This window comes from Halomonas pelophila, from assembly GCF_040196315.1.
In the GTDB taxonomy this organism is placed as follows: domain Bacteria; phylum Pseudomonadota; class Gammaproteobacteria; order Pseudomonadales; family Halomonadaceae; genus Halomonas; species Halomonas pelophila.
This window is the reverse complement of sequence record NZ_JBEGCI010000004.1, coordinates 1-16,416: the sequence shown is the minus strand read 5'-3', so window position 1 is coordinate 16,416 and position 16,416 is coordinate 1. Positions and strand designations below refer to the sequence as shown.

At 68.7% G+C, this 16,416-nt stretch carries 18 protein-coding genes; 12 read left to right on the top strand and 6 right to left on the bottom strand.

Annotation, left to right across the window (positions count from 1 at the left end):
* Nucleotides 1-88: 88 nt before the first annotated feature.
* Complete coding sequence (locus tag ABE957_RS05070) at nucleotides 89-1,360, top strand: ATP-binding protein (protein ID WP_349757596.1); 1,272 nt, start codon at nucleotides 89-91, stop codon at nucleotides 1,358-1,360.
* Between the two features lie 34 nt (nucleotides 1,361-1,394).
* Nucleotides 1,395-1,934, top strand: coding sequence for a response regulator transcription factor (locus tag ABE957_RS05065; protein WP_349757595.1), 540 nt, complete (start codon nucleotides 1,395-1,397; stop codon nucleotides 1,932-1,934).
* 137 nt (nucleotides 1,935-2,071) lie between these two features.
* On the opposite strand, the gene ABE957_RS05060 is transcribed toward ABE957_RS05065, so the two are convergent.
* Together ABE957_RS05060 and hybE are read right to left on the bottom strand one after the other, a co-directional pair.
* Complete coding sequence (locus ABE957_RS05060) at nucleotides 2,072-2,842, bottom strand: 3-hydroxybutyrate dehydrogenase (protein ID WP_349757594.1); 771 nt, start codon at nucleotides 2,840-2,842, stop codon at nucleotides 2,072-2,074.
* 156 nt (nucleotides 2,843-2,998) lie between these two features.
* Nucleotides 2,999-3,517 (bottom strand): [NiFe]-hydrogenase assembly chaperone HybE, encoded by a 519-nt coding sequence (gene hybE, locus ABE957_RS05055; RefSeq protein ID WP_349757593.1) that lies wholly within the window; start codon nucleotides 3,515-3,517, stop codon nucleotides 2,999-3,001.
* 129 nt (nucleotides 3,518-3,646) lie between these two features.
* On the opposite strand from hybE, the gene ABE957_RS05050 reads away from it, so the two are divergent.
* From ABE957_RS05050 to ABE957_RS05040, 3 genes are all read left to right on the top strand, one after another.
* Entirely contained in the window at nucleotides 3,647-4,465 is an 819-nt protein-coding gene (locus ABE957_RS05050; protein ID WP_349757592.1) for an inositol monophosphatase family protein, read from the top strand.
* 161 nt (nucleotides 4,466-4,626) lie between these two features.
* Nucleotides 4,627-4,896, top strand: coding sequence for a GrxA family glutaredoxin (locus ABE957_RS05045; RefSeq protein WP_349757591.1), 270 nt, complete (start codon nucleotides 4,627-4,629; stop codon nucleotides 4,894-4,896).
* 194 nt (nucleotides 4,897-5,090) lie between these two features.
* Nucleotides 5,091-5,858 carry a VOC family protein gene (locus tag ABE957_RS05040; protein ID WP_349757590.1) on the top strand — a complete coding sequence of 256 codons (768 nt, stop codon included), beginning with the start codon at nucleotides 5,091-5,093 and terminating at the stop codon, nucleotides 5,856-5,858.
* Between the two features lie 179 nt (nucleotides 5,859-6,037).
* Here ABE957_RS05040 and ABE957_RS05035 read toward each other — a convergent pair whose 3' ends face one another.
* Nucleotides 6,038-6,700, bottom strand: a complete 663-nt coding sequence (locus ABE957_RS05035; RefSeq protein WP_349757589.1) for a CoA transferase subunit B — start codon at nucleotides 6,698-6,700, stop codon at nucleotides 6,038-6,040.
* Between the two features lie 75 nt (nucleotides 6,701-6,775).
* Nucleotides 6,776-7,477: a CoA transferase subunit A gene (locus ABE957_RS05030; RefSeq protein WP_349757588.1), complete on the bottom strand. Its 702-nt coding sequence runs from the start codon at nucleotides 7,475-7,477 to the stop codon at nucleotides 6,776-6,778.
* Between the two features lie 170 nt (nucleotides 7,478-7,647).
* On the opposite strand from ABE957_RS05030, the gene ABE957_RS05025 reads away from it, so the two are divergent.
* From ABE957_RS05025 to ABE957_RS05000, 6 genes are all read left to right on the top strand, one after another.
* The gene (locus ABE957_RS05025; RefSeq protein WP_349757587.1) at nucleotides 7,648-8,553 is read left to right on the top strand and encodes a LysR family transcriptional regulator; all 906 of its coding nucleotides are present in this window, start codon (nucleotides 7,648-7,650) and stop codon (nucleotides 8,551-8,553) included.
* Nucleotides 8,554-8,625: 72 nt separating this feature from the next.
* The gene (gene yihG, locus ABE957_RS05020) at nucleotides 8,626-9,498 is read left to right on the top strand and encodes a 1-acylglycerol-3-phosphate O-acyltransferase, YihG family (protein ID WP_349757586.1); all 873 of its coding nucleotides are present in this window, start codon (nucleotides 8,626-8,628) and stop codon (nucleotides 9,496-9,498) included.
* Nucleotides 9,444-10,367, top strand: a complete 924-nt coding sequence (locus ABE957_RS05015; protein WP_349757585.1) for a LysM peptidoglycan-binding domain-containing protein — start codon at nucleotides 9,444-9,446, stop codon at nucleotides 10,365-10,367. The genes yihG and ABE957_RS05015 overlap by 55 nt, the downstream gene beginning before the upstream one ends.
* Before the next feature lie 137 nt (nucleotides 10,368-10,504).
* On the top strand, nucleotides 10,505-11,665 hold the full coding sequence (locus ABE957_RS05010; protein WP_349757584.1) for a glycosyltransferase family 4 protein: 1,161 nt from the start codon (nucleotides 10,505-10,507) through the stop codon (nucleotides 11,663-11,665).
* On the top strand, nucleotides 11,637-12,179 hold the full coding sequence (locus tag ABE957_RS05005; RefSeq protein WP_349757583.1) for a phosphatase PAP2 family protein: 543 nt from the start codon (nucleotides 11,637-11,639) through the stop codon (nucleotides 12,177-12,179). Before ABE957_RS05010 ends, ABE957_RS05005 begins: the two co-directional genes overlap by 29 nt.
* 69 nt (nucleotides 12,180-12,248) lie before the next feature.
* On the top strand, nucleotides 12,249-12,887 hold the full coding sequence (locus ABE957_RS05000) for an alpha-ketoglutarate-dependent dioxygenase AlkB family protein (protein ID WP_349757582.1): 639 nt from the start codon (nucleotides 12,249-12,251) through the stop codon (nucleotides 12,885-12,887).
* Nucleotides 12,888-12,987: 100 nt separating this feature from the next.
* On the opposite strand, the gene gcvT is transcribed toward ABE957_RS05000, so the two are convergent.
* Together gcvT and ABE957_RS04990 are read right to left on the bottom strand one after the other, a co-directional pair.
* Nucleotides 12,988-14,097, bottom strand: a complete 1,110-nt coding sequence (gene gcvT / locus ABE957_RS04995; RefSeq protein ID WP_349757581.1) for a glycine cleavage system aminomethyltransferase GcvT — start codon at nucleotides 14,095-14,097, stop codon at nucleotides 12,988-12,990.
* A 73-nt stretch (nucleotides 14,098-14,170) separates the two neighbouring features.
* Entirely contained in the window at nucleotides 14,171-15,550 is a 1,380-nt protein-coding gene (locus ABE957_RS04990; RefSeq protein WP_349757580.1) for an alanine/glycine:cation symporter family protein, read from the bottom strand.
* A gap of 503 nt (nucleotides 15,551-16,053) precedes the next feature.
* Between ABE957_RS04990 and gcvH the strand changes: the two genes are divergently transcribed.
* Nucleotides 16,054-16,416 (top strand): glycine cleavage system protein GcvH (gcvH, locus tag ABE957_RS04985; RefSeq protein WP_349757579.1); only part of this gene is annotated, 363 nt, incomplete at its 3' end.

The window sequence follows — 16,416 nt, the reverse complement described above, 5'->3', positions numbered from 1 at the left end:
ACTCGACCGCAGCCCGGCGCGTCGGCGGCTCGCCCCACCCGTCCCCGGATCGGGTATCATCGCCCCCCACTCGCCTCGCGGAGTCGCCATGCAAGCCGCCCTTCCCCTGCCGCTCTCCACCCCCAACCGCAACCTGGTGCGGCTGACCATCGTGCGCGGCATCACCTGGACCGGCTTTCTCGCCGCCATCATCATCGGCATCGAGCTGCTGGGCTTCTCGCTGCAGGTGCCCGCGGTGATCGCGGTGATCGTCTCCATGGGGGTGATCAACATCGCCACCTGGTGGCGGCTGGGGCGTCCCCGGGCGGTCACGCACCAGGAGTACCTCGGTCACCTGATGATCGACGTGACGGGGCTGACGCTGCTGTTCTACTTCACCGGCGGCGCCCATAATCCCTTCATCAACTACTACCTGGTGCCGGTGACCATCGCCGCGGCGACCCTTCCCTGGCGCCATGCCTGGCTGATCGCCGCCGCCTCCATGGCCGCCTACACCTTCCTGATGGTGGTCTACCAGCCGCTGCCGCAGCTCGCCCAGGGAGGGGGTGCCACCACCTTCGGCCTGCATACCCTGGGCATGTGGCTGAACTTCGGGCTCTCGGCGGGGCTCGTGACCTTCTTCATCTTCAAGATGGCGCATGCCCTGCGCCGCCGGGATCAGGCGCTGTCGCGCACCCGCGAGGCGGCGCTGCGCAACGAGCAGGTGCTGGCGGTGGCCACCCAGGCCGCGGGCACCGCCCATGAGCTCGGCACGCCGCTCTCGACCATGGCTGTGCTGCTCGCCGAGATGCGCGAGGATGCCAAGGACGACCCGGCGCTGACCCGGGACCTGGAGCTGCTGCGCCAGCAGGTCGATACCTGCAAGTCGCGGCTGCGCCACCTGGTGCAGAGCGCTGATCGCCGGCGCATGGCCGAACCCGAGGTGTGCGATGCCCAGGATTGGCTCGCCGGGGTGGTGCAGCGCTGGCTGGTGCTGCGCCCCGACGTCAGCCATCGCCTCGAGGTCGCCGGGCGGCGCGACCCGCCCCGGCTGGCGGTGGACGCCACCCTCGACCAGGCGCTGACCAACCTGCTCAACAACGCCGCCGATGCCAACCCGGACGACATCATCATCCGCCTGGAGTGGAACGGTGACGAGGTGATCATCGACATCCGCGACCACGGCCCGGGCGTGGCGATGTCGATCGCCGACCAGCTGGGCGAGACCTTCGTCTCCACCAAGAGCAAGGGGCTGGGCATTGGCCTGTTCCTGACCCACGCCACCATCAACCGCTTCGGCGGTGGCGTGAGCCTGTACAATCACCCCGACGGCGGCACCCTCACCGAGGTGACCCTGCCGCGCAGCCAGACGACGACCTGACGGCTCCGGGAGCCCCCGACCCTGCGAGGACGAAATGCAAGAGACCGCCGAACGCCTGCTGATCGTCGACGACGACGAGATGTTCTGCCACGTGCTCGACCGGGCGCTGACTCGCCGCGGCTTCGAGGTAATGGTGGCCCACGACGCCGCCCAGGCGCTCTCCCTGGCGCGTCGTCACCAGCCCCAGCTGGCCACCCTGGACCTCAAGCTGGAGAACGAGTCGGGCCTCAAGCTGCTGCCCGAGCTGCTCGAGCTGGTGCCGTCGTGCCGAGTGATCGTGCTGACGGGCTATTCGAGCATCGCCACCGCGGTGGAGGCGATCAAGCTGGGCGCGGTGAACTACCTGTGCAAGCCGGCCGATGCCGATGAGGTGCTCGCCGCCCTGTCACGGGAGGAAGGCGATCCGGAAATGGAGGTGGCCGACAACCCGCCGTCGATCAATCGCATCACTTGGGAGCACATCCAGAAGGTGCTCCAGGAGCACGACGGCAACATCTCCGCCACGGCGCGGGCGCTGGGCATGCACCGCCGCACCCTGCAGCGCAAGCTGCAGAAGCGCCCGGTCAGGCGTTAACGCGGCCAAGCGGCCAGCCGTACTTGAAGTTCTCGTGCAACAGTAAACCCCGAAAGCCTCGGCCTTCGGGGTTTACTTGTCGCTCGGCGCTCGGTGCTTGTCGCTCCCGGCGAAGCCGGGCTCTTCCAGCTTAAAGCTTATTGAGCCGTCCAGCCCAGATCGATGTTCCAGCTCGCCCCGGTGACGGCGCCGGCCTGATCGGAGGTCAGGTAGGCGACCAGCGACGCTACCTCGCTGGGCTCGATCAGCCGCTTCACGGCGGCATTCTTGAGCATGATGTTCTCGATTACCTCCTGCTCCTCCATGCCGTGCATCCTCGCCTGATCGGCGATCTGGTTGTCGACCAGCGGGGTCTTCACGTAGGCCGGGCAGATGGCGTTGGCGGTGATGCCCTGCTGGCCGCCCTCCAGCGCCGCGGTCTTGGTCAGGCCGATCATGCCGTGCTTGGCGCTGATGTAGGCGGCCTTGCCCGGCGAGGCCACCTGGGCGTGTACCGAGGCGATGTTGACGATGCGACCCCAGCCGCTCTCGCGCATGCTCGGCCACACCGCCTGGGTGAGCAGGAAGGGCGCGGTCAGCATCAGGTCAATGATCTGGCGCCACTTCTCCTCGGGGAAGGTCTCGATGGGCGAGACGTGCTGAATCCCGGCGTTGTTGACCAGGATGTCCACGCGACCGAAGCGCTTGATCGCCTCCGCCACCGCCGCCTTGCAGGCCTCGCCATCGGTCAGGTCGGCCTGGAAGAAGGCCGCGCCGGCCTGTTCGGCGACCTCCTTGCCGGCCGGATTGAAGTCCACGGCCAGCACCTGATGACCCTGCTCGCAGAAGTGGCGGACCACGGCCTCGCCGATGCCGCTGCTGGTGCCGGTGACCAGGGCGACGCGGGGGGGGGAAGCGTTGGCGGTCATGCGTGACTCCTCTTGATCGGTCCGTCCCGGGGCAACGGGGCGCGCCCCGGTAGAGCCCCCGATGGGCCCGGTGATGGTGATATTGTGATTGTCGTCGTGCTCATGGGAATGGCGCGTCGCCACCAGCATAAGGCGAATGACGCGGTGCGTCATCCATCAGGAGGCGGGCTCGGCGGGGGTCATGACTCGCTCCATCAGCTGCTGAGCGAGGCGGCTGGCCGCCTGAAGGGAGTCGAGATCGGAGAGATCCGTAAGCAGCTCGCAGCGCCAGCAGCCCTCCAGCGCGCCCTGGCCCTCAGCGTCACCGTCGCCATGATGCTCCCCGTGACTTTCAGAGCGACTTTCAGGGTGACTTTCCGCGCTGCTTTCCCCCAGGGGCTCCCAGGCGAAGGGGTAGCGCCCCGAGGGCAGCGCCAGGGTCAGGCGCGGCTCCGCCGATGGCGGCGCGGCCTGGTCGTCGACCACCAGCGCCAGCGACAGCGAGACGGGCGTGACCAGGGCCCCGAGCAGGCCGTGGCGCCCGTCGGGGAGCGGGTGGGGCTGAAAGCACAGGGCATCCACGCCAAGGCGGGGATTGAAGTGCGCCTCGCCCTTGGCGTCTTTCAGGTAGCGGCGGGTCCAGGCCTCGGCCAGGCGACCCAACCGCGCGTACTGCTCGGCACTCAATGCCTGCATGGTGTCCTCCAGTTCGGCGAGGCCGCCAGTATAGTCGCCGCGCTCGGGTCGTCACACCGGGCGTTCGGCAGCGACACGGCGAGCTGCTAGCATGAAAGCCGTTCGATACTGACCCGCCAAGGAGCCGCCATGACCCCCGCCCAGCGCCTGGAGATCGCCGTCGATATCGCCCGCGAGGCCGGCCAGATGATCATCGAGGCCCGCCAGGGTCAGGCCTTCGGCCATCGCTACAAGCACGGCCATGAGCTGGTCACCGACACCGACGTCGAGGTGGATACGCGGATCAGCGAGCGCCTGGACGAACACTTCGGCGACGAGGCCCGCCTCAGCGAGGAGCTGGCCCCCGACCGCAAGGCGCTCGCCACCCCCCAGGCGCTGTGGGTCATAGACCCCATTGACGGCACGGTCAACTTCGCCCACGGCCTGCATCACGTGGCGGTCTCCATCGGCTGGGCCAGCGAGGGGAAAACGCGCCTGGGAGTCGTGCATGCGCCCTTCCTGGGCGAGACCTTCACCGCCCTCGACGGCCAGGGCGCCTGGTGCAACGGAAAGCCGATCCGCGCCAGCCGCACCGGCAACCTGACCCACTGCCTGGTGGGCACCGGCTTTCCCTACCGCCGCGACAGCCGCCCGCCGCTGATGCGCCGCCTCACCGCGGTGCTCGGCCACTGCCAGGACGTCCGACGCAACGGCTCGGCCGCCCTGGACCTTTGCGACGTGGCCTGCGGTCGGCTGGACGCCTACTACGAGAGCGTCTCGCCCTGGGACTGCGCCGCGGGCTGGCTGATCGCCCGCGAGGCCGGCGCCCGCACCGGGCACCTCTATCCCGCCCCGGCGGGAATTCCGGAGGATCTCTACGGCGAGAACCTGCTGGTGACAGCCCCCGAGGTCCACGTCGCCCTCGGCGATCTGCTGCGCCGCGCCGACGCCGGCGAGGTCGATCTCTAGGGCGGTCGGCGGATCGTCACCGTCTCGTGGGCACCGATAGCCCGCCCCCATCGCCGCCCAAGGTGGGGGCTATTGGCGAAAGGGCGTGCGCTCCTTCACAATACCGATCCTCCTTTCCCATCATCCACTGCCGTGCACCTCGCCGTGCCAGGAGCCACTTCATGTTCGTCGTCATCTTCGGCCGCCCCGCCTGCCCCTTCTGCGTCCGTGCCAAGTCGCTGGCCGAGAGGCTCGAGAGCGCCGGCGCCATCGAGGGCCACCGCTACGTCGACATCCAGGCGGAGGGCATCACCAAGGCCGACCTGGAGAAGACCATCGGTCAGCCGGTGCACACCGTGCCGCAGATCTTCGTCGACCAGACCCACGTCGGCGGCTTCACCGAGTTCGATCGGTACGTGCGCGACAACGCCCTGATGGCGGCCAACGTCTGACACCCCCTCGCCCCGTGATCGACGCCGTCACCCCAGGGTGGCGGCGTTTTCGTTGTGGGTACCCGCCTTTGTGAGGCTGCGTCTTTCCCGCGTTGAATGTGCTCCCGACCTCGCTGCCTATACTGGCGCTGCGGGCGCACAACAGATGAAAACGGGCCACACGAACGGGGCATCACGACGGGGGAAACGGCACGATGCAACGGGAAGAGTTCGTCCAGCAGCTGTGGCTGGACTACGTCCATCACCATCCTGACGTCGGCGGCCTGCGGCTGTGGCCAGTGGAGGCGCCGGCGGAATACCTGGCGATCCTGACCCTCAATCACGGCCCCTGGGCCATGGAATCGCTGATCCCGACGCTGGTGCGCTTCGGCTATCGCCCCCAGCAGCGCTACGGGATGGCCGACCGCGGCCTGCTCGCCACGCTGCTCAGCGCGCCGGATCATGGCGGCTGGGTGCTGCTCGCCGAACTGCAGCTGGGCGCCCTGTCGCGCCAGCCCCGGGAGCGCCTGAAGGCGCTGGTCGAAGACGCCGACCCGCGGGAGGCCCGCAGCCAGGCGCTGCTCTGCCATGGTCGCGCCTGGCCGATGCCCGACTGGGACAGCTACCAGCTCCTGCAGGGCGCTCATCCCCTGGCCGGCTGGCTCTCGGTGATGGGACCGCGGGTCCACCACGTCGGCTTCGACTGCCAGCGGCTGGGCCAGGACATCAAGACCCTCGACGGGCGGCTAGAGCAGGTTGGGCTCAAAGGCAGCGACGATCGCCATCATGGCCTCTTCCCCGTCTCGCCACTGCTCGACTACCGCTTCTATGCCACCCGCTCGCAGCGCCTGGCCTTCGCCGACGGCGACGAGCACCGCATCAGCCTGGGCGGCCTGGCGCTGGTACAGAAGCAGGTCAGCGCCAACCAGGAACGCGCCGCCGAGCTGCTGCTGCCCCACCACACCCGCTGCGAACTCACCTGATCCGGATCATCCACAGAATCTGTGGATAACGCTGTGCATCACCCCGGGGAAAGCCACGTCGAGCCGGATGACGGGGGCCGCGTCCCGCCGTGATCAGTTTTTCGGCACTCCATTCCCTCCCCCAACGACAACGGCCCGGACGCGGGGTCCGGGCCGTCGACGGTCATGCGCGCGCAGGATCAGGCCTCGAAGGTCATCTCCGGCACGTGCTCGGGCACCACCAGCTTGCCCGCGGTCAGCTCCTTGATCTCCTCGACGGAGACGCCCGGGGCGCGCTCCTTCAGATGGAAGGCGCCGTCCTTGATCTCGAGATACGCCAGGTCGGTCAGCACGCGGTTGATGCAGCCGGCGCCGGTCAGCGGCAGGTTGCACGATTCCAGCAGCTTGGACTCGCCGTGCTTGGAGGCGTGGGTCATGGTGCAGATGATGTTCTCGGCACCGGCGACCAGGTCCATGGCGCCGCCCATGCCCTTGATCAGCTTGCCCGGGATCATCCAGGAGGCGATGTTGCCGTTCTGGTCGACCTCGAAGGCGCCGAGCACGGTCAGGTCGACGTGGCCGCCGCGGATCATCGCGAAGGACTCGGCGGAGGAGAAGATCGCCGCGCCCGGCCGGGCGGTGACGGTCTGCTTGCCGGCGTTGATCATGTCCGGGTCAACCTCAGCCTCGGTGGGGAAGCGTCCCATGCCGAGCAGGCCGTTCTCGGACTGCAGCATCACGTCGATGCCATCGGGAATGTAGTTGGCCACCAGGGTCGGGATGCCGATGCCCAGGTTGACGTAGAAGCCGTCTTCGAGTTCGCGCGCCACGCGCTGTGCCATCTGTTCGCGGGTGAGTGCCATCGTGTTGCCTCTTGTAGGTCGGTGGAAGCGGGAAAAGCGCCGGCGGTCGGGCCGGACGTCACGTGCGGAGAGCGCTCAGCCCTCGCGCACGGTGCGCTTCTCGATGCGCTTCTCGAAGGAGCCCTGGATGATGCGGTCGACGTAGATGCCCGGAGTGTGGATCTGGTCGGGGGTGAGCTCACCCGGCTCGACGATCTCCTCGACCTCGACCACGGTGATCTTGCCTGCGGTGGCGGCCATCGGGTTGAAGTTCTGGGCGGTGTCGCGGTAGACGACGTTGCCGTAGCGGTCGGCCTTCCAGCCCTTGATGATGGCGAAGTCGCCGACCACCGCCTCCTCGAGGATGTAGTGGCGACCGTTGAACTCGCGCACCTCCTTGCCCTCGCCGATCGGGGTGCCGTAGCCGGTAGCGGTATAGAAGGCGGGGATGCCGGCGCCGCCGGCGCGCATCTTCTCGGCCAGGGTGCCCTGGGGCGTCAGCACCACCTCGATCTCCTCGTTGAGCATCTGCTGCTCGAACAGGGCGTTCTCGCCGACGTAGGAGGCGTGGATCTTGCGGATCTGCTTGTCTTCCAGCAGCAGGCCCAGGCCGAAGCCGTCGACGCCGCAGTTGTTGGACCATACCGTCAGGTCCTTCACGCCGCGACGCTTGATCTCGCCGATCAGGTTCTCGGGGATGCCGCAGAGACCGAAACCGCCGGCGATCACGGTCATACCGCTCTCGATGCCGTCCATTGCCTCTTCGTAGGAAGTCACACGCTTGTCGAATCCGGCCATCGTGGCGCCTCGCGTTGTTGTGGAGAGTGGAGAGATGAGTGGGGAAACGAACTCTGGGAGTACGTGGCTAGAGTGTCAGGCCAGTGTTGCCTCTGCCAATATATTTGTTAAGTTTGTTTTATTTATCGATTGATATGATTGCCTCATAAATTGGACCTTGGTAGCACGCCATGACCGTCAAGCAACTGCGCGCCTTCCTCGCCGTGGCGCGAACCCTGAGCTTCACCCAGGCCTGCGAGCACCTGCACCTCTCCCAGCCGGCGCTGAGCCTGGCGATCAAGGGGCTCGAGGAGAGCCTGGGCGGCCGCCTGCTGATCCGCAGCACCCGCAGCGTGCGCCTCACCCCGGAGGGCGAGTCGCTGGTGCCGCTGGCCAAGCGCCTGATCGCCGAGTGGGACAACACCGAGGAGCTGCTGCGCCAGCGCTTCACCCTGCAGCTCGGACGCCTGGCGGTGGCGACCATGCCGTCGTTCGCCAGCAACCTGCTGCCGCCGGCGCTGCGGGTCTTTCGACAGCGCCACCCGAAGGTCAACGTCACGGTCCACGACGTGATCAACGAACAGGTGATCGAGATGGTGCGCGCCCGCCAGGTCGAGCTGGGGCTGGCGTTCGAGCCCGAGGCCACCGGCAGCCTCTCCTTCGCGCCGCTGTTTCGCGACCGCTTCGTCGCCGTGGTACCGGCCGAGTCGCGCCTGGCCGACCGGCCGAGCCTCGACTGGGCGACCCTGATGACTCGGGACTTCATCGCGCTGCAGCGCCCCTCCATGGTGCGCCGGCTGCTCGAGCGGGCATTGGAGGGGCGCGGGCTCGTCCTGCCGGCGACCTTCGAGTGCCATCAGCTGGCCACCGTGGGCCGCATGGTCTCAAGCGGGCTGGGCGTCAGCGCCGTGCCATCGCTGTGCATCGAGCAGATGCAGGAGCTCGGCGCGGTCTGCGTGCCGCTGGAGGACCCGATCGTCGAACGCGACGTCGGCGTGCTGACCTGGAACCGCCACGAGCTCTCGGTCGCCGCCCTGGCGCTGCAGCGGGTGCTGGCCGAGACCATCCAGACCCCGGGGCTCTCACCGCGTCGTTGAGCCCTTCAGCTGGGCAGCTCGCGGCCGATCCATTAGCATGAACGCCTCGTAAAACCCGTCAAGGAGACAGGCATGTCGACCCTAAGGGGGTTCGTGAGCATCCTGCTGCTGAGCCTGACCACCCTGACCTGGGGGATCCCGCTGATCCTGCTGACCCTGGTCAAGCTGGTGACGCCGGGGCGCCGCTGGCGCCGCCGGGTCCTGACGGCCCTCAACTGGGTCGCGCTCAACTGGATGGGCAGCAATCTGTGGTGGATGCGCCGCTGGCTGCGCCCGCCCTTCGAGCTGCAACTGCCCGACGGCCTGTCCCGGGACCGCTGGTGGCTGGTGCTCTCCAACCACCGCAGCTGGACGGACATCTTCCTGCTGTTCTTCGCCTTCCACCGGCGCATCCCCATGCCGCACTTCTTCGTCAAGCGGCAGCTGATCTGGATCCCCATCGTCGGGCTGGCCTTCTGGGCCATGGAGTTTCCCATGCTGCGCCGCCTGACCCGCGAGCAGCGCGAGCGCCATCCCCACCTGGCGCGTCGCGACCGCGAGGCCACCGAGCGCATGTGTCGCCACGCCCGGGAGCGACCCATCGCGATCTATAACTTCGTCGAGGGCACCCGCTTCACCCCCGCCAAGCACGCCGCCCAGGGCGCTCCCTATCGGCACCTGCTCAGGCCCCGCGCCGGCGGCATCGCCCAGGTGGTGGGCCTGCTCGGCGACCGGCTCGGCGGCATCCTCGACGTCACCCTGCACTACGACAATCCCGCGCCAAGCTTCTGGGGCTTTCTCTGCGGCCGCGAGGGCCGGGTCGTGCTGGAGGCGCGACGGCTGGAGGTGCCCGCCTGGATGCTCGAGGGGGACTATCACGACAACACGGACTACAAGGAACGCTTCCAGTCATGGCTCAACGCCCTGTGGCAGGACAAGGATCGCCGTCTCGACGCCCACCGCTGAGCTGGCTGCTGATCGCCCTGACGGTGCTGCTGGCCGGCTGTGCCGGCCACGGCCGCGACGGCGGACCCAGCCACGGCATCGCCGGCGAGTGGGTCACCATCCAACGTGGCGACACCCTGGGGCAGATCGCGCGGCGCGCCGAGGTGCCGCTGGTGCGCCTGGAGCGTTTCAATCCCGGCGTCGATGCCCGGCACCTGGCGGTGGGCCAGCGCCTGATGGTGCCCGCCCGGGATGAGCGGGCACCCTCCGGCGGCCCCTACCGCTACCGGGTGCGGCCCGGCGACACCTACAGCGCCATCGCCCGGCACTTCGGCGCCGACCCCACGCGCATCCGGGCGGCCAACCCCGGCATCGTGCCCACCGAGCTCAGGGTCGGCCAGCGGATCCAGGTGCCGCTGGGCAGTGGCCCGACGCGCACGGCCGCCTCGAGCACCGCCAGCACCCGCAAGGCCGCTCGGCCGTCCCGCAAGCAGCTGCCGGATCCCGGCGACCTGCCCGCCTCGGCGCGGCGCTGGCCCTGGCCGCTGGACGACTACCGGGTGGCTCGCGCCTTCGGCACCGATGCGCGCGGCGCCCTGCAGCCGATGCTGCTGGCCACCGCGCCCGGCAGCCGCGCCAAGGCGGTGGCCGATGGCGAGGTGCGCTTCGCCGACAGCATGCGCCAGCTCGGCCAGGTGGTGATCGTGCACCACGCCGACAACCTGCAGAGCGTCTATGCGCTGTGCAAGAGGCCGCTGGTGGGCAGCGGCGAGCGGGTCACGCGGGGCACCCCGGTCTGCGAGGTCGGCCGCCACGACGGCGGCCCGCGCCTGCTCTTCGACATGCGCCACGGCGGCAAGCCCGTGGACCCCGCGCAGGTGCTGCGGTAAACGCGGTGTTGCCCAGACCGCCGCGAGCGCTGCAGGCGTCACGTCATCGTCACCGCGGCGTCGCGCGGCTGTCATGAGCGACGCCCATCCTCGGCGATGTCAGGCCCGCTCGGGCCCGCCATCGCACGAGGAGCGCCATGCGCATCTGCCTGGTCAGCGACACCTGGTCCCCCGACATCAACGGCGTCGCCCACACCCTCGGCCGACTGAACGCCGAGCTGGATCGACGCGGGGTGGCGCTGCAGCTGGTGCGCCCCCGCCCGGCCGCGCGGACCGCGCCGCGGGCCGAGGGCATCGAGACGGAGCTTCGCGTGCGCGGCCTGGCCCTGCCGGGCTATCGCGAGGTGCGCATCGGCCTGCCGGCCGGGCGCGCCATCCAGCGCCTGTGGCGCCAACAGCGCCCCCAGGCGATCTACCTCGCCACCCAGGGCCCGCTGGGCTGGTCGGCACTGCGCATCGCCCGCCGGCTGGGCATCCCGGTGATCAGCGGCTGGCACACCAACTTCGATCACTACTGCCGCGACTACGGCCTGCCCTGGCTGGCGCCGCTGGTGCTGCGCCGCCTGAGGCACTTCCATAACCGCACCGCGGCGACCCTGGTGCCGACCCATGCCCAGGCCCGCACGCTCGGCGAGCAGGGCTTCGCCAACGTGCGCGTGATGGCGCGCGGCATCGACGGCGAGCGTTTCTCCCCGGCGCACCGCGACTCGGCGCTGCGCGCCGCCTGGGGGAGCGATGCCCATCGTCCGGTGGCCCTCTACGTGGGGCGCCTGGCGCCGGAGAAGAACCTGGCCCTGTTGCGCGACACCTTCTCCGCGATGCTCGCGGCGCGCCCGGATCTCAGCCTGGTGGTGGTCGGCGACGGTCCGGGACGCGCCGGGCTGGAACGTGCCCTCCCCCAGGCCCACTTCACCGGCTTCATCGATCGCGAGAGCCTGATTCGCCACTACGCCAGCGCCGATCTCTTCGTCTTCCCCTCGCTCTCCGAGACCTGGGGCAACGTGGTGCTCGAGGCGATGGCCAGCGGCCTGGCCGTGGTCGCCTTTCGCCATGCCGCCGGCGCCGAGCTGATCGATCACGACCGTAACGGCCTCAGCCTGGCGCTCGACGATGTCGCCGGCTTCCAGGCGGCGGCGGTCGCCCTGTGCCAGCAGCCGGCCCGCTATGCGAGGCTGGGTCGAGCGGCACGCGAGCGCGCCCTGTCCTATCGCTGGTCGGCGATCGCCGACACCTTCCTCTCCACCCTCATCCAGCCTCTGGAGATCGACGATGAAGCCGCACCCCCCTGCCGTGTTTGATCGCCTGGACCTCATCGAGTGGCAGCTCTGCCGGCGGCTGGTCGGCTGCAACGTCCACCGCCCCTGGCTGACCCTGCTGCGCCTGGCCAGCCGGCTGGGCGACTGGCCGCTGTGGGTGGGGCTGATCCTGGCCCAGCCGCTCATCGATCCCGTGAGCGGCGGGCGGCGGCTGCTCGCCTACAGCGCCACCGCCCTGGTCGCCATCGCCTGCTATCGCGTGCTCAAGACGCGTCTGTGTCGCGAGCGCCCCTTCATCACCTTCACCGGGATCATCCGCTGTGGCGAACCTGCCCGCGACCGCTACAGCTTCCCCAGCGGGCACACCATGCACGCGGTGCTCTTCTGCCTGCTGACCGCCGTGCACGCCGCCTGGCTGCTGCCGTGGTTGATCCCCGTCGCGCTGCTGATCGCCATCTCACGGGTCGGCCTGGGGCTGCACTACATCAGCGACGTGTTGGCCGGCGCCCTGCTCGGGACGGCCTTCGCGATGGTAAGCCTCCACCTCTTCGGCTGAGTTCGTCGCCGTGACCAGCGAGCCGCGGCTCGCTGGCCTCTTCCCCTGACGGGATGGCATCCTGAGGCGATGACCCAGTTGTCGCTCTCTTCCCGCGAGACCCTGCTCGAGGATCCGCCCCTGGCGCGGTTCGCCGGCCTGCTCGGCGAGCCCGCCGCCGCCCAGGCGCTGATCCGGCTCGACCGCGAGCTCGACTGGCAGCGTCCGACCCTGCGCCTCTACGGTCGCGAGCACCCGATCCCGCGCCATCAGGTCTGGATGGGCAGTCCCGAGGCCCGCTATCGCTACTCGGGGCGCGACTTCTGCCCCGAGGCCTGGCACCCCGAGGTCACGGCTATCCGCGATGCCGTGGTCGAGCGCCTGGCCGACGCCGGCCAGGCGGCGGGCTTCAACAGCGTGCTGCTCAACCGCTACGCCGACGGCGAGGAGCGCATGGGCTGGCACTGCGACGACGAGCCCGAGCTCGGCGTCGACCCGCTGATCGCGGCGGTCAGCCTCGGCGCCGAGCGCCCGCTGCGCTTTCGCTGGAAGCGGCGCGACGCAGCGGCCTTCAACGCCTGGCTGCCCCACGACAGCCTGCTGCTGATGGGGCCCGGGGTGCAGCGCCGCCTGCAGCATGCGCTGCTGCCGCGTCGCATCGAGGGCCTGCGCATCAGCCTGACCTTTCGCTGGGTGCACCCGCTCTCGGCGAGCGGCCGCCCCGGCTGATCCCTGCCCCCCCGAACGCCATGAAAAACGGCCACCCCGTTCGGGATGGCCGCTGTTTATCGAGCACGCGAGATAACGGTATAAGATCGCGAAGAAGCGATCAGCCGCGGTAGTAGCCCGGGGCGACGAAAGGCATCTTGCTGACCGTCATCGGCAGGCGCTTGCCGCGCACCTCGGCGTAGACAGTGGTGCCGACCTCGGCGGCCTCGATGGCCACGTAGCCCATGGCCACCGGCCGACCGACGCTGGGGCCGAAGCCGCCGGAGGTCACGCGACCCAGGTGGCCGCCGTCGGCATCATAGAGCTCGGTGCCCTCACGCACCGGCGCGCGGCCCTCGCCTAGCAGCCCCACGCGCTTGCGGCGGTGATCCTTCTCGGCCACCTGGTGCAGGATCAGGTCGGCGCCGGGGAAGCCGCCGGCCCGCTCACCGCCGTGACGCCGCGGCTTGCCGATGGCCCAGATCAGGCCGCCCTCGACCGGGGTGGTGTCGGTGTCGAGGTCGTGACCGTAGAGGCAGAGCCCAGCCTCGAGGCGCAGCGAGTCCCGCGCGCCCAGGCCGATCGCCTCGACCTCCTCCTCGGCCAGCAAACGACGCGCCAGGGCCTCGGTATCCTCGGCCGCCACCGAGATCTCGAAGCCGTCCTCGCCGGTGTAGCCGCTGCGGCTGATCCACACGGGAATGCCCTCGATCTCGAAGCGCCCATGCTGCATAAAGACCATCTCGCAGGCCTCGGGGCACAGGCGCTGCATCACGCGGGCGGCCTGGGGGCCCTGCAGCGCCAGCAGGCCGCGGTCGACCAACTCTACCTCGTGACCCGGCAGGCCCCGGCGCAGGTGGGCGATGTCCTGCTCACGGCAGGCGGCGTTGACGACCAGATAGAGGTGATCGCCGGCGTTGACCACCATCAGGTCGTCGAGGATGCCGCCCTCCTCCGAGGTGAACAGCGCGTAGCGCTGCGTGCCCTCGGCGAGGCCGACGATATCGGCCGGCACCAGGGTCTCCAGCGCCTCGGCCGGGTTGGGACCGCGCAACAGGACCTGGCCCATGTGGGAAACATCGAAGAGCCCGGCGGCCTGGCGGGTATGCTCGTGCTCGCGTTTCACCCCCAGCGGGTACTGCACCGGCATGTCGTAGCCGGCGAAGGGCACCATCTTGGCGCCGAGTTCGACATGCAGGGCATGAAGCGGTGTCTTGCGTTGTTCGTCCATCGGTCGTGTCACCCTTGGAATGAGTGGAAGCGATGCGCGGCACCCGGCCAGGGCCGGATGCCGCCACCTGCCCTTACTGGCGCTCTTCGCCCGGCAGCACGTCCAGACCGTCGAAATAGTCCTTGGTGAGCTTGAAGACCACCGGCGACAGCAGCGCCAGGGCGATCAGGTTGGGGATCGCCATCATGGCGTTGAAGACGCTGGCCAGCAGCCAGACGAAGCCCAGCGGCAGAACGGCGCCGACGAGAATCGCCAGGATGTAGACCACGCGATAGAACTTGATCGCGCCCACGCCGAAGAGGTACTCGAAGCACTTCTCGCCGTAGAAGGCCCAGCCGAGAATGGTAGTGAAGGCAAACACCGCCAGCGCCAGCGACACCACGTGCTGGCCGACGCCCGGCAGCGCATCGTTGAAAGCCAGGGCGGTCAGGGACGCGCCGGTTTCGCCGGAGGTCCAGGTGGTGGTCAGGATCGCCAGAGCGGTGATGGAGCAGACCACGATGGTGTCGATGAAGGTACCCAGCATGGCGACCAGGCCCTGACGCACCGGGTTCTTGGTCTTGGCCGCCGCGTGGGCGATGGGCGCACTACCCAGGCCAGCCTCGTTGGAGAAGACGCCACGTGCCACGCCGAACTGGATCGCCTTGGCCACTGCGGCACCGGCGAAGCCGCCCGCCGCCGAGACGGGGGTAAAGGCGTGGGTGAAGATCATTCCCAGCGCCGTCCCGATCTGATCGGCATTGATCACCAGCACCACCACCCCGCAGACGATGTAGGCCACGGCCATGAGCGGGACCAGCTTGCCCGCCACCTTGGCGATCCGACGGATACCGCCGAGGATGACGGCGCCGGCCAGCACCATGATCACCACGCCGGTGATCCAGTGCGGCAGCCCCAGGGAGCTCTCCAAGGCGTCGGCCACAGAGTTGGACTGCACGGTATTGCCGATACCGAAGGCGGCAACCGCACCGAAGAGGGCGAAGGCGCTCCCCATCCAGGCCCACTTCTTGCCGAGACCGTTCTTGATGTAATACATCGGGCCGCCGACGTGATCGCCGGCCTCGTCGACCTCGCGATAGCGAACGGCCAGCACGGCCTCCGCAAACTTGGTGGCCATGCCCACGAGGGCCGTGATCCACATCCAGAACACCGCCCCCGGTCCGCCGAGGAAGATGGCAGTCGCCACACCGGCGATGTTACCAGTACCGATGGTGGCCGACAGTGAAGTCATCAGGGCGTTGAAGGGTGATACCTCACCCTCGCCCTCGGCGGCCCCCTTGGGGCCGGTGTCACGGCCGCGCCACAGCAGGCGAAAGCCCATGCCGAGCTTGCGAATCGGCAGGAGCTTGAGACCGATCTGCAGGTAGAGGCCGACGCCGAGCAGCAGCACCAGCATCAATGGCCCCCAGACCACGCCTTCGATCGCGCTCAATATATTGGTTAATGTTTCCACGTTGTGTCTCCCAAAACTGATTGTTGTTATGCATCTGAGTGCATGGCTCAAGCGGGCGGATGAAACCACCGAGTACGAACAGGCGTACCATAGCGGATACTTCCGTTGGGGCTCCAGTCTCCTATACGAAATTTTTGTTGATCCGGCGACATCCAGCACAAACTGCAACCATAGGGACTAGCTGGCACTGAGCCTGTGCCGACGGCCCCTTCCCTCGGCCTCGCTGTCGCGCCGCCTGTTTCCGATTGGAAACATGCCCAACTCTAGCGACGCTGCCAACCCTGGACAAGCCACCGGCGCGACGCCTCGCGACCATGGGCCGCCCCACTCCAGGCCACCGGGACCTGGGCCTGGATAGTCAATCAGGAAAGACGACGCCAAACCGCCTACGCTGTAGGACGCTGCCCCGGGTCCACGCGTCGTTGGCACCGGGGCTCGCCAAACGACGCCGGGGGCGTTAGCATTCGCCTACCCGGAAACCTTTTTTCGTATAGGAAAACATCATGAGCTCTATCCCCGCCAACCTGCGCTACGCCGACAGCCACGAATGGGTCCTGGACAACGGCGATGGCAGCGTGACCATCGGCATCACCGACCATGCCCAGGAGGCGCTGGGCGACGTGGTCTTCGTCGAGCTGCCCGAGGTCGGCAAGACCCTCGCCGTCGGCGACGAGTTCGGCGTCATCGAGTCGGTCAAGGCCGCCTCCGACCTCTACGCGCCGATCGCCGGCGAGGTCATCGAAGTCAACGAGGCCCTGGAAGATGCCCCGGAGACCGTCAACGAGGCGCCCTACGCCGACGGCTGGATCATGAAGGTCCGCCTCGACGACGCCACCGCGCTCGACGCGCTGATGGATGCCGACGCC

Excerpts from the sequence above, each read along its gene's own strand:
- ABE957_RS05070 (WP_349757596.1), top strand. The coding sequence starts at position 89 with ATGCAAGCCGCCCTTCCCCTGCCGCTCTCCACCCCCAACCGCAACCTG.
- ABE957_RS05065 (WP_349757595.1), top strand. The coding sequence starts at position 1,395 with ATGCAAGAGACCGCCGAACGCCTGCTGATCGTCGACGACGACGAGATG.
- ABE957_RS05060 (WP_349757594.1), bottom strand. The coding sequence starts at position 2,842 with ATGACCGCCAACGCTTCCCCCCCCCGCGTCGCCCTGGTCACCGGCACC.
- hybE (WP_349757593.1), bottom strand. The coding sequence starts at position 3,517 with ATGCAGGCATTGAGTGCCGAGCAGTACGCGCGGTTGGGTCGCCTGGCC.
- ABE957_RS05050 (WP_349757592.1), top strand. The coding sequence starts at position 3,647 with ATGACCCCCGCCCAGCGCCTGGAGATCGCCGTCGATATCGCCCGCGAG.
- ABE957_RS05045 (WP_349757591.1), top strand. The coding sequence starts at position 4,627 with ATGTTCGTCGTCATCTTCGGCCGCCCCGCCTGCCCCTTCTGCGTCCGT.
- ABE957_RS05040 (WP_349757590.1), top strand. The coding sequence starts at position 5,091 with ATGCAACGGGAAGAGTTCGTCCAGCAGCTGTGGCTGGACTACGTCCAT.
- ABE957_RS05035 (WP_349757589.1), bottom strand. The coding sequence starts at position 6,700 with ATGGCACTCACCCGCGAACAGATGGCACAGCGCGTGGCGCGCGAACTC.
- ABE957_RS05030 (WP_349757588.1), bottom strand. The coding sequence starts at position 7,477 with ATGGCCGGATTCGACAAGCGTGTGACTTCCTACGAAGAGGCAATGGAC.
- ABE957_RS05025 (WP_349757587.1), top strand. The coding sequence starts at position 7,648 with ATGACCGTCAAGCAACTGCGCGCCTTCCTCGCCGTGGCGCGAACCCTG.
- yihG (WP_349757586.1), top strand. The coding sequence starts at position 8,626 with ATGTCGACCCTAAGGGGGTTCGTGAGCATCCTGCTGCTGAGCCTGACC.
- ABE957_RS05015 (WP_349757585.1), top strand. The coding sequence starts at position 9,444 with ATGGCTCAACGCCCTGTGGCAGGACAAGGATCGCCGTCTCGACGCCCA.
- ABE957_RS05010 (WP_349757584.1), top strand. The coding sequence starts at position 10,505 with ATGCGCATCTGCCTGGTCAGCGACACCTGGTCCCCCGACATCAACGGC.
- ABE957_RS05005 (WP_349757583.1), top strand. The coding sequence starts at position 11,637 with ATGAAGCCGCACCCCCCTGCCGTGTTTGATCGCCTGGACCTCATCGAG.
- ABE957_RS05000 (WP_349757582.1), top strand. The coding sequence starts at position 12,249 with ATGACCCAGTTGTCGCTCTCTTCCCGCGAGACCCTGCTCGAGGATCCG.
- gcvT (WP_349757581.1), bottom strand. The coding sequence starts at position 14,097 with ATGGACGAACAACGCAAGACACCGCTTCATGCCCTGCATGTCGAACTC.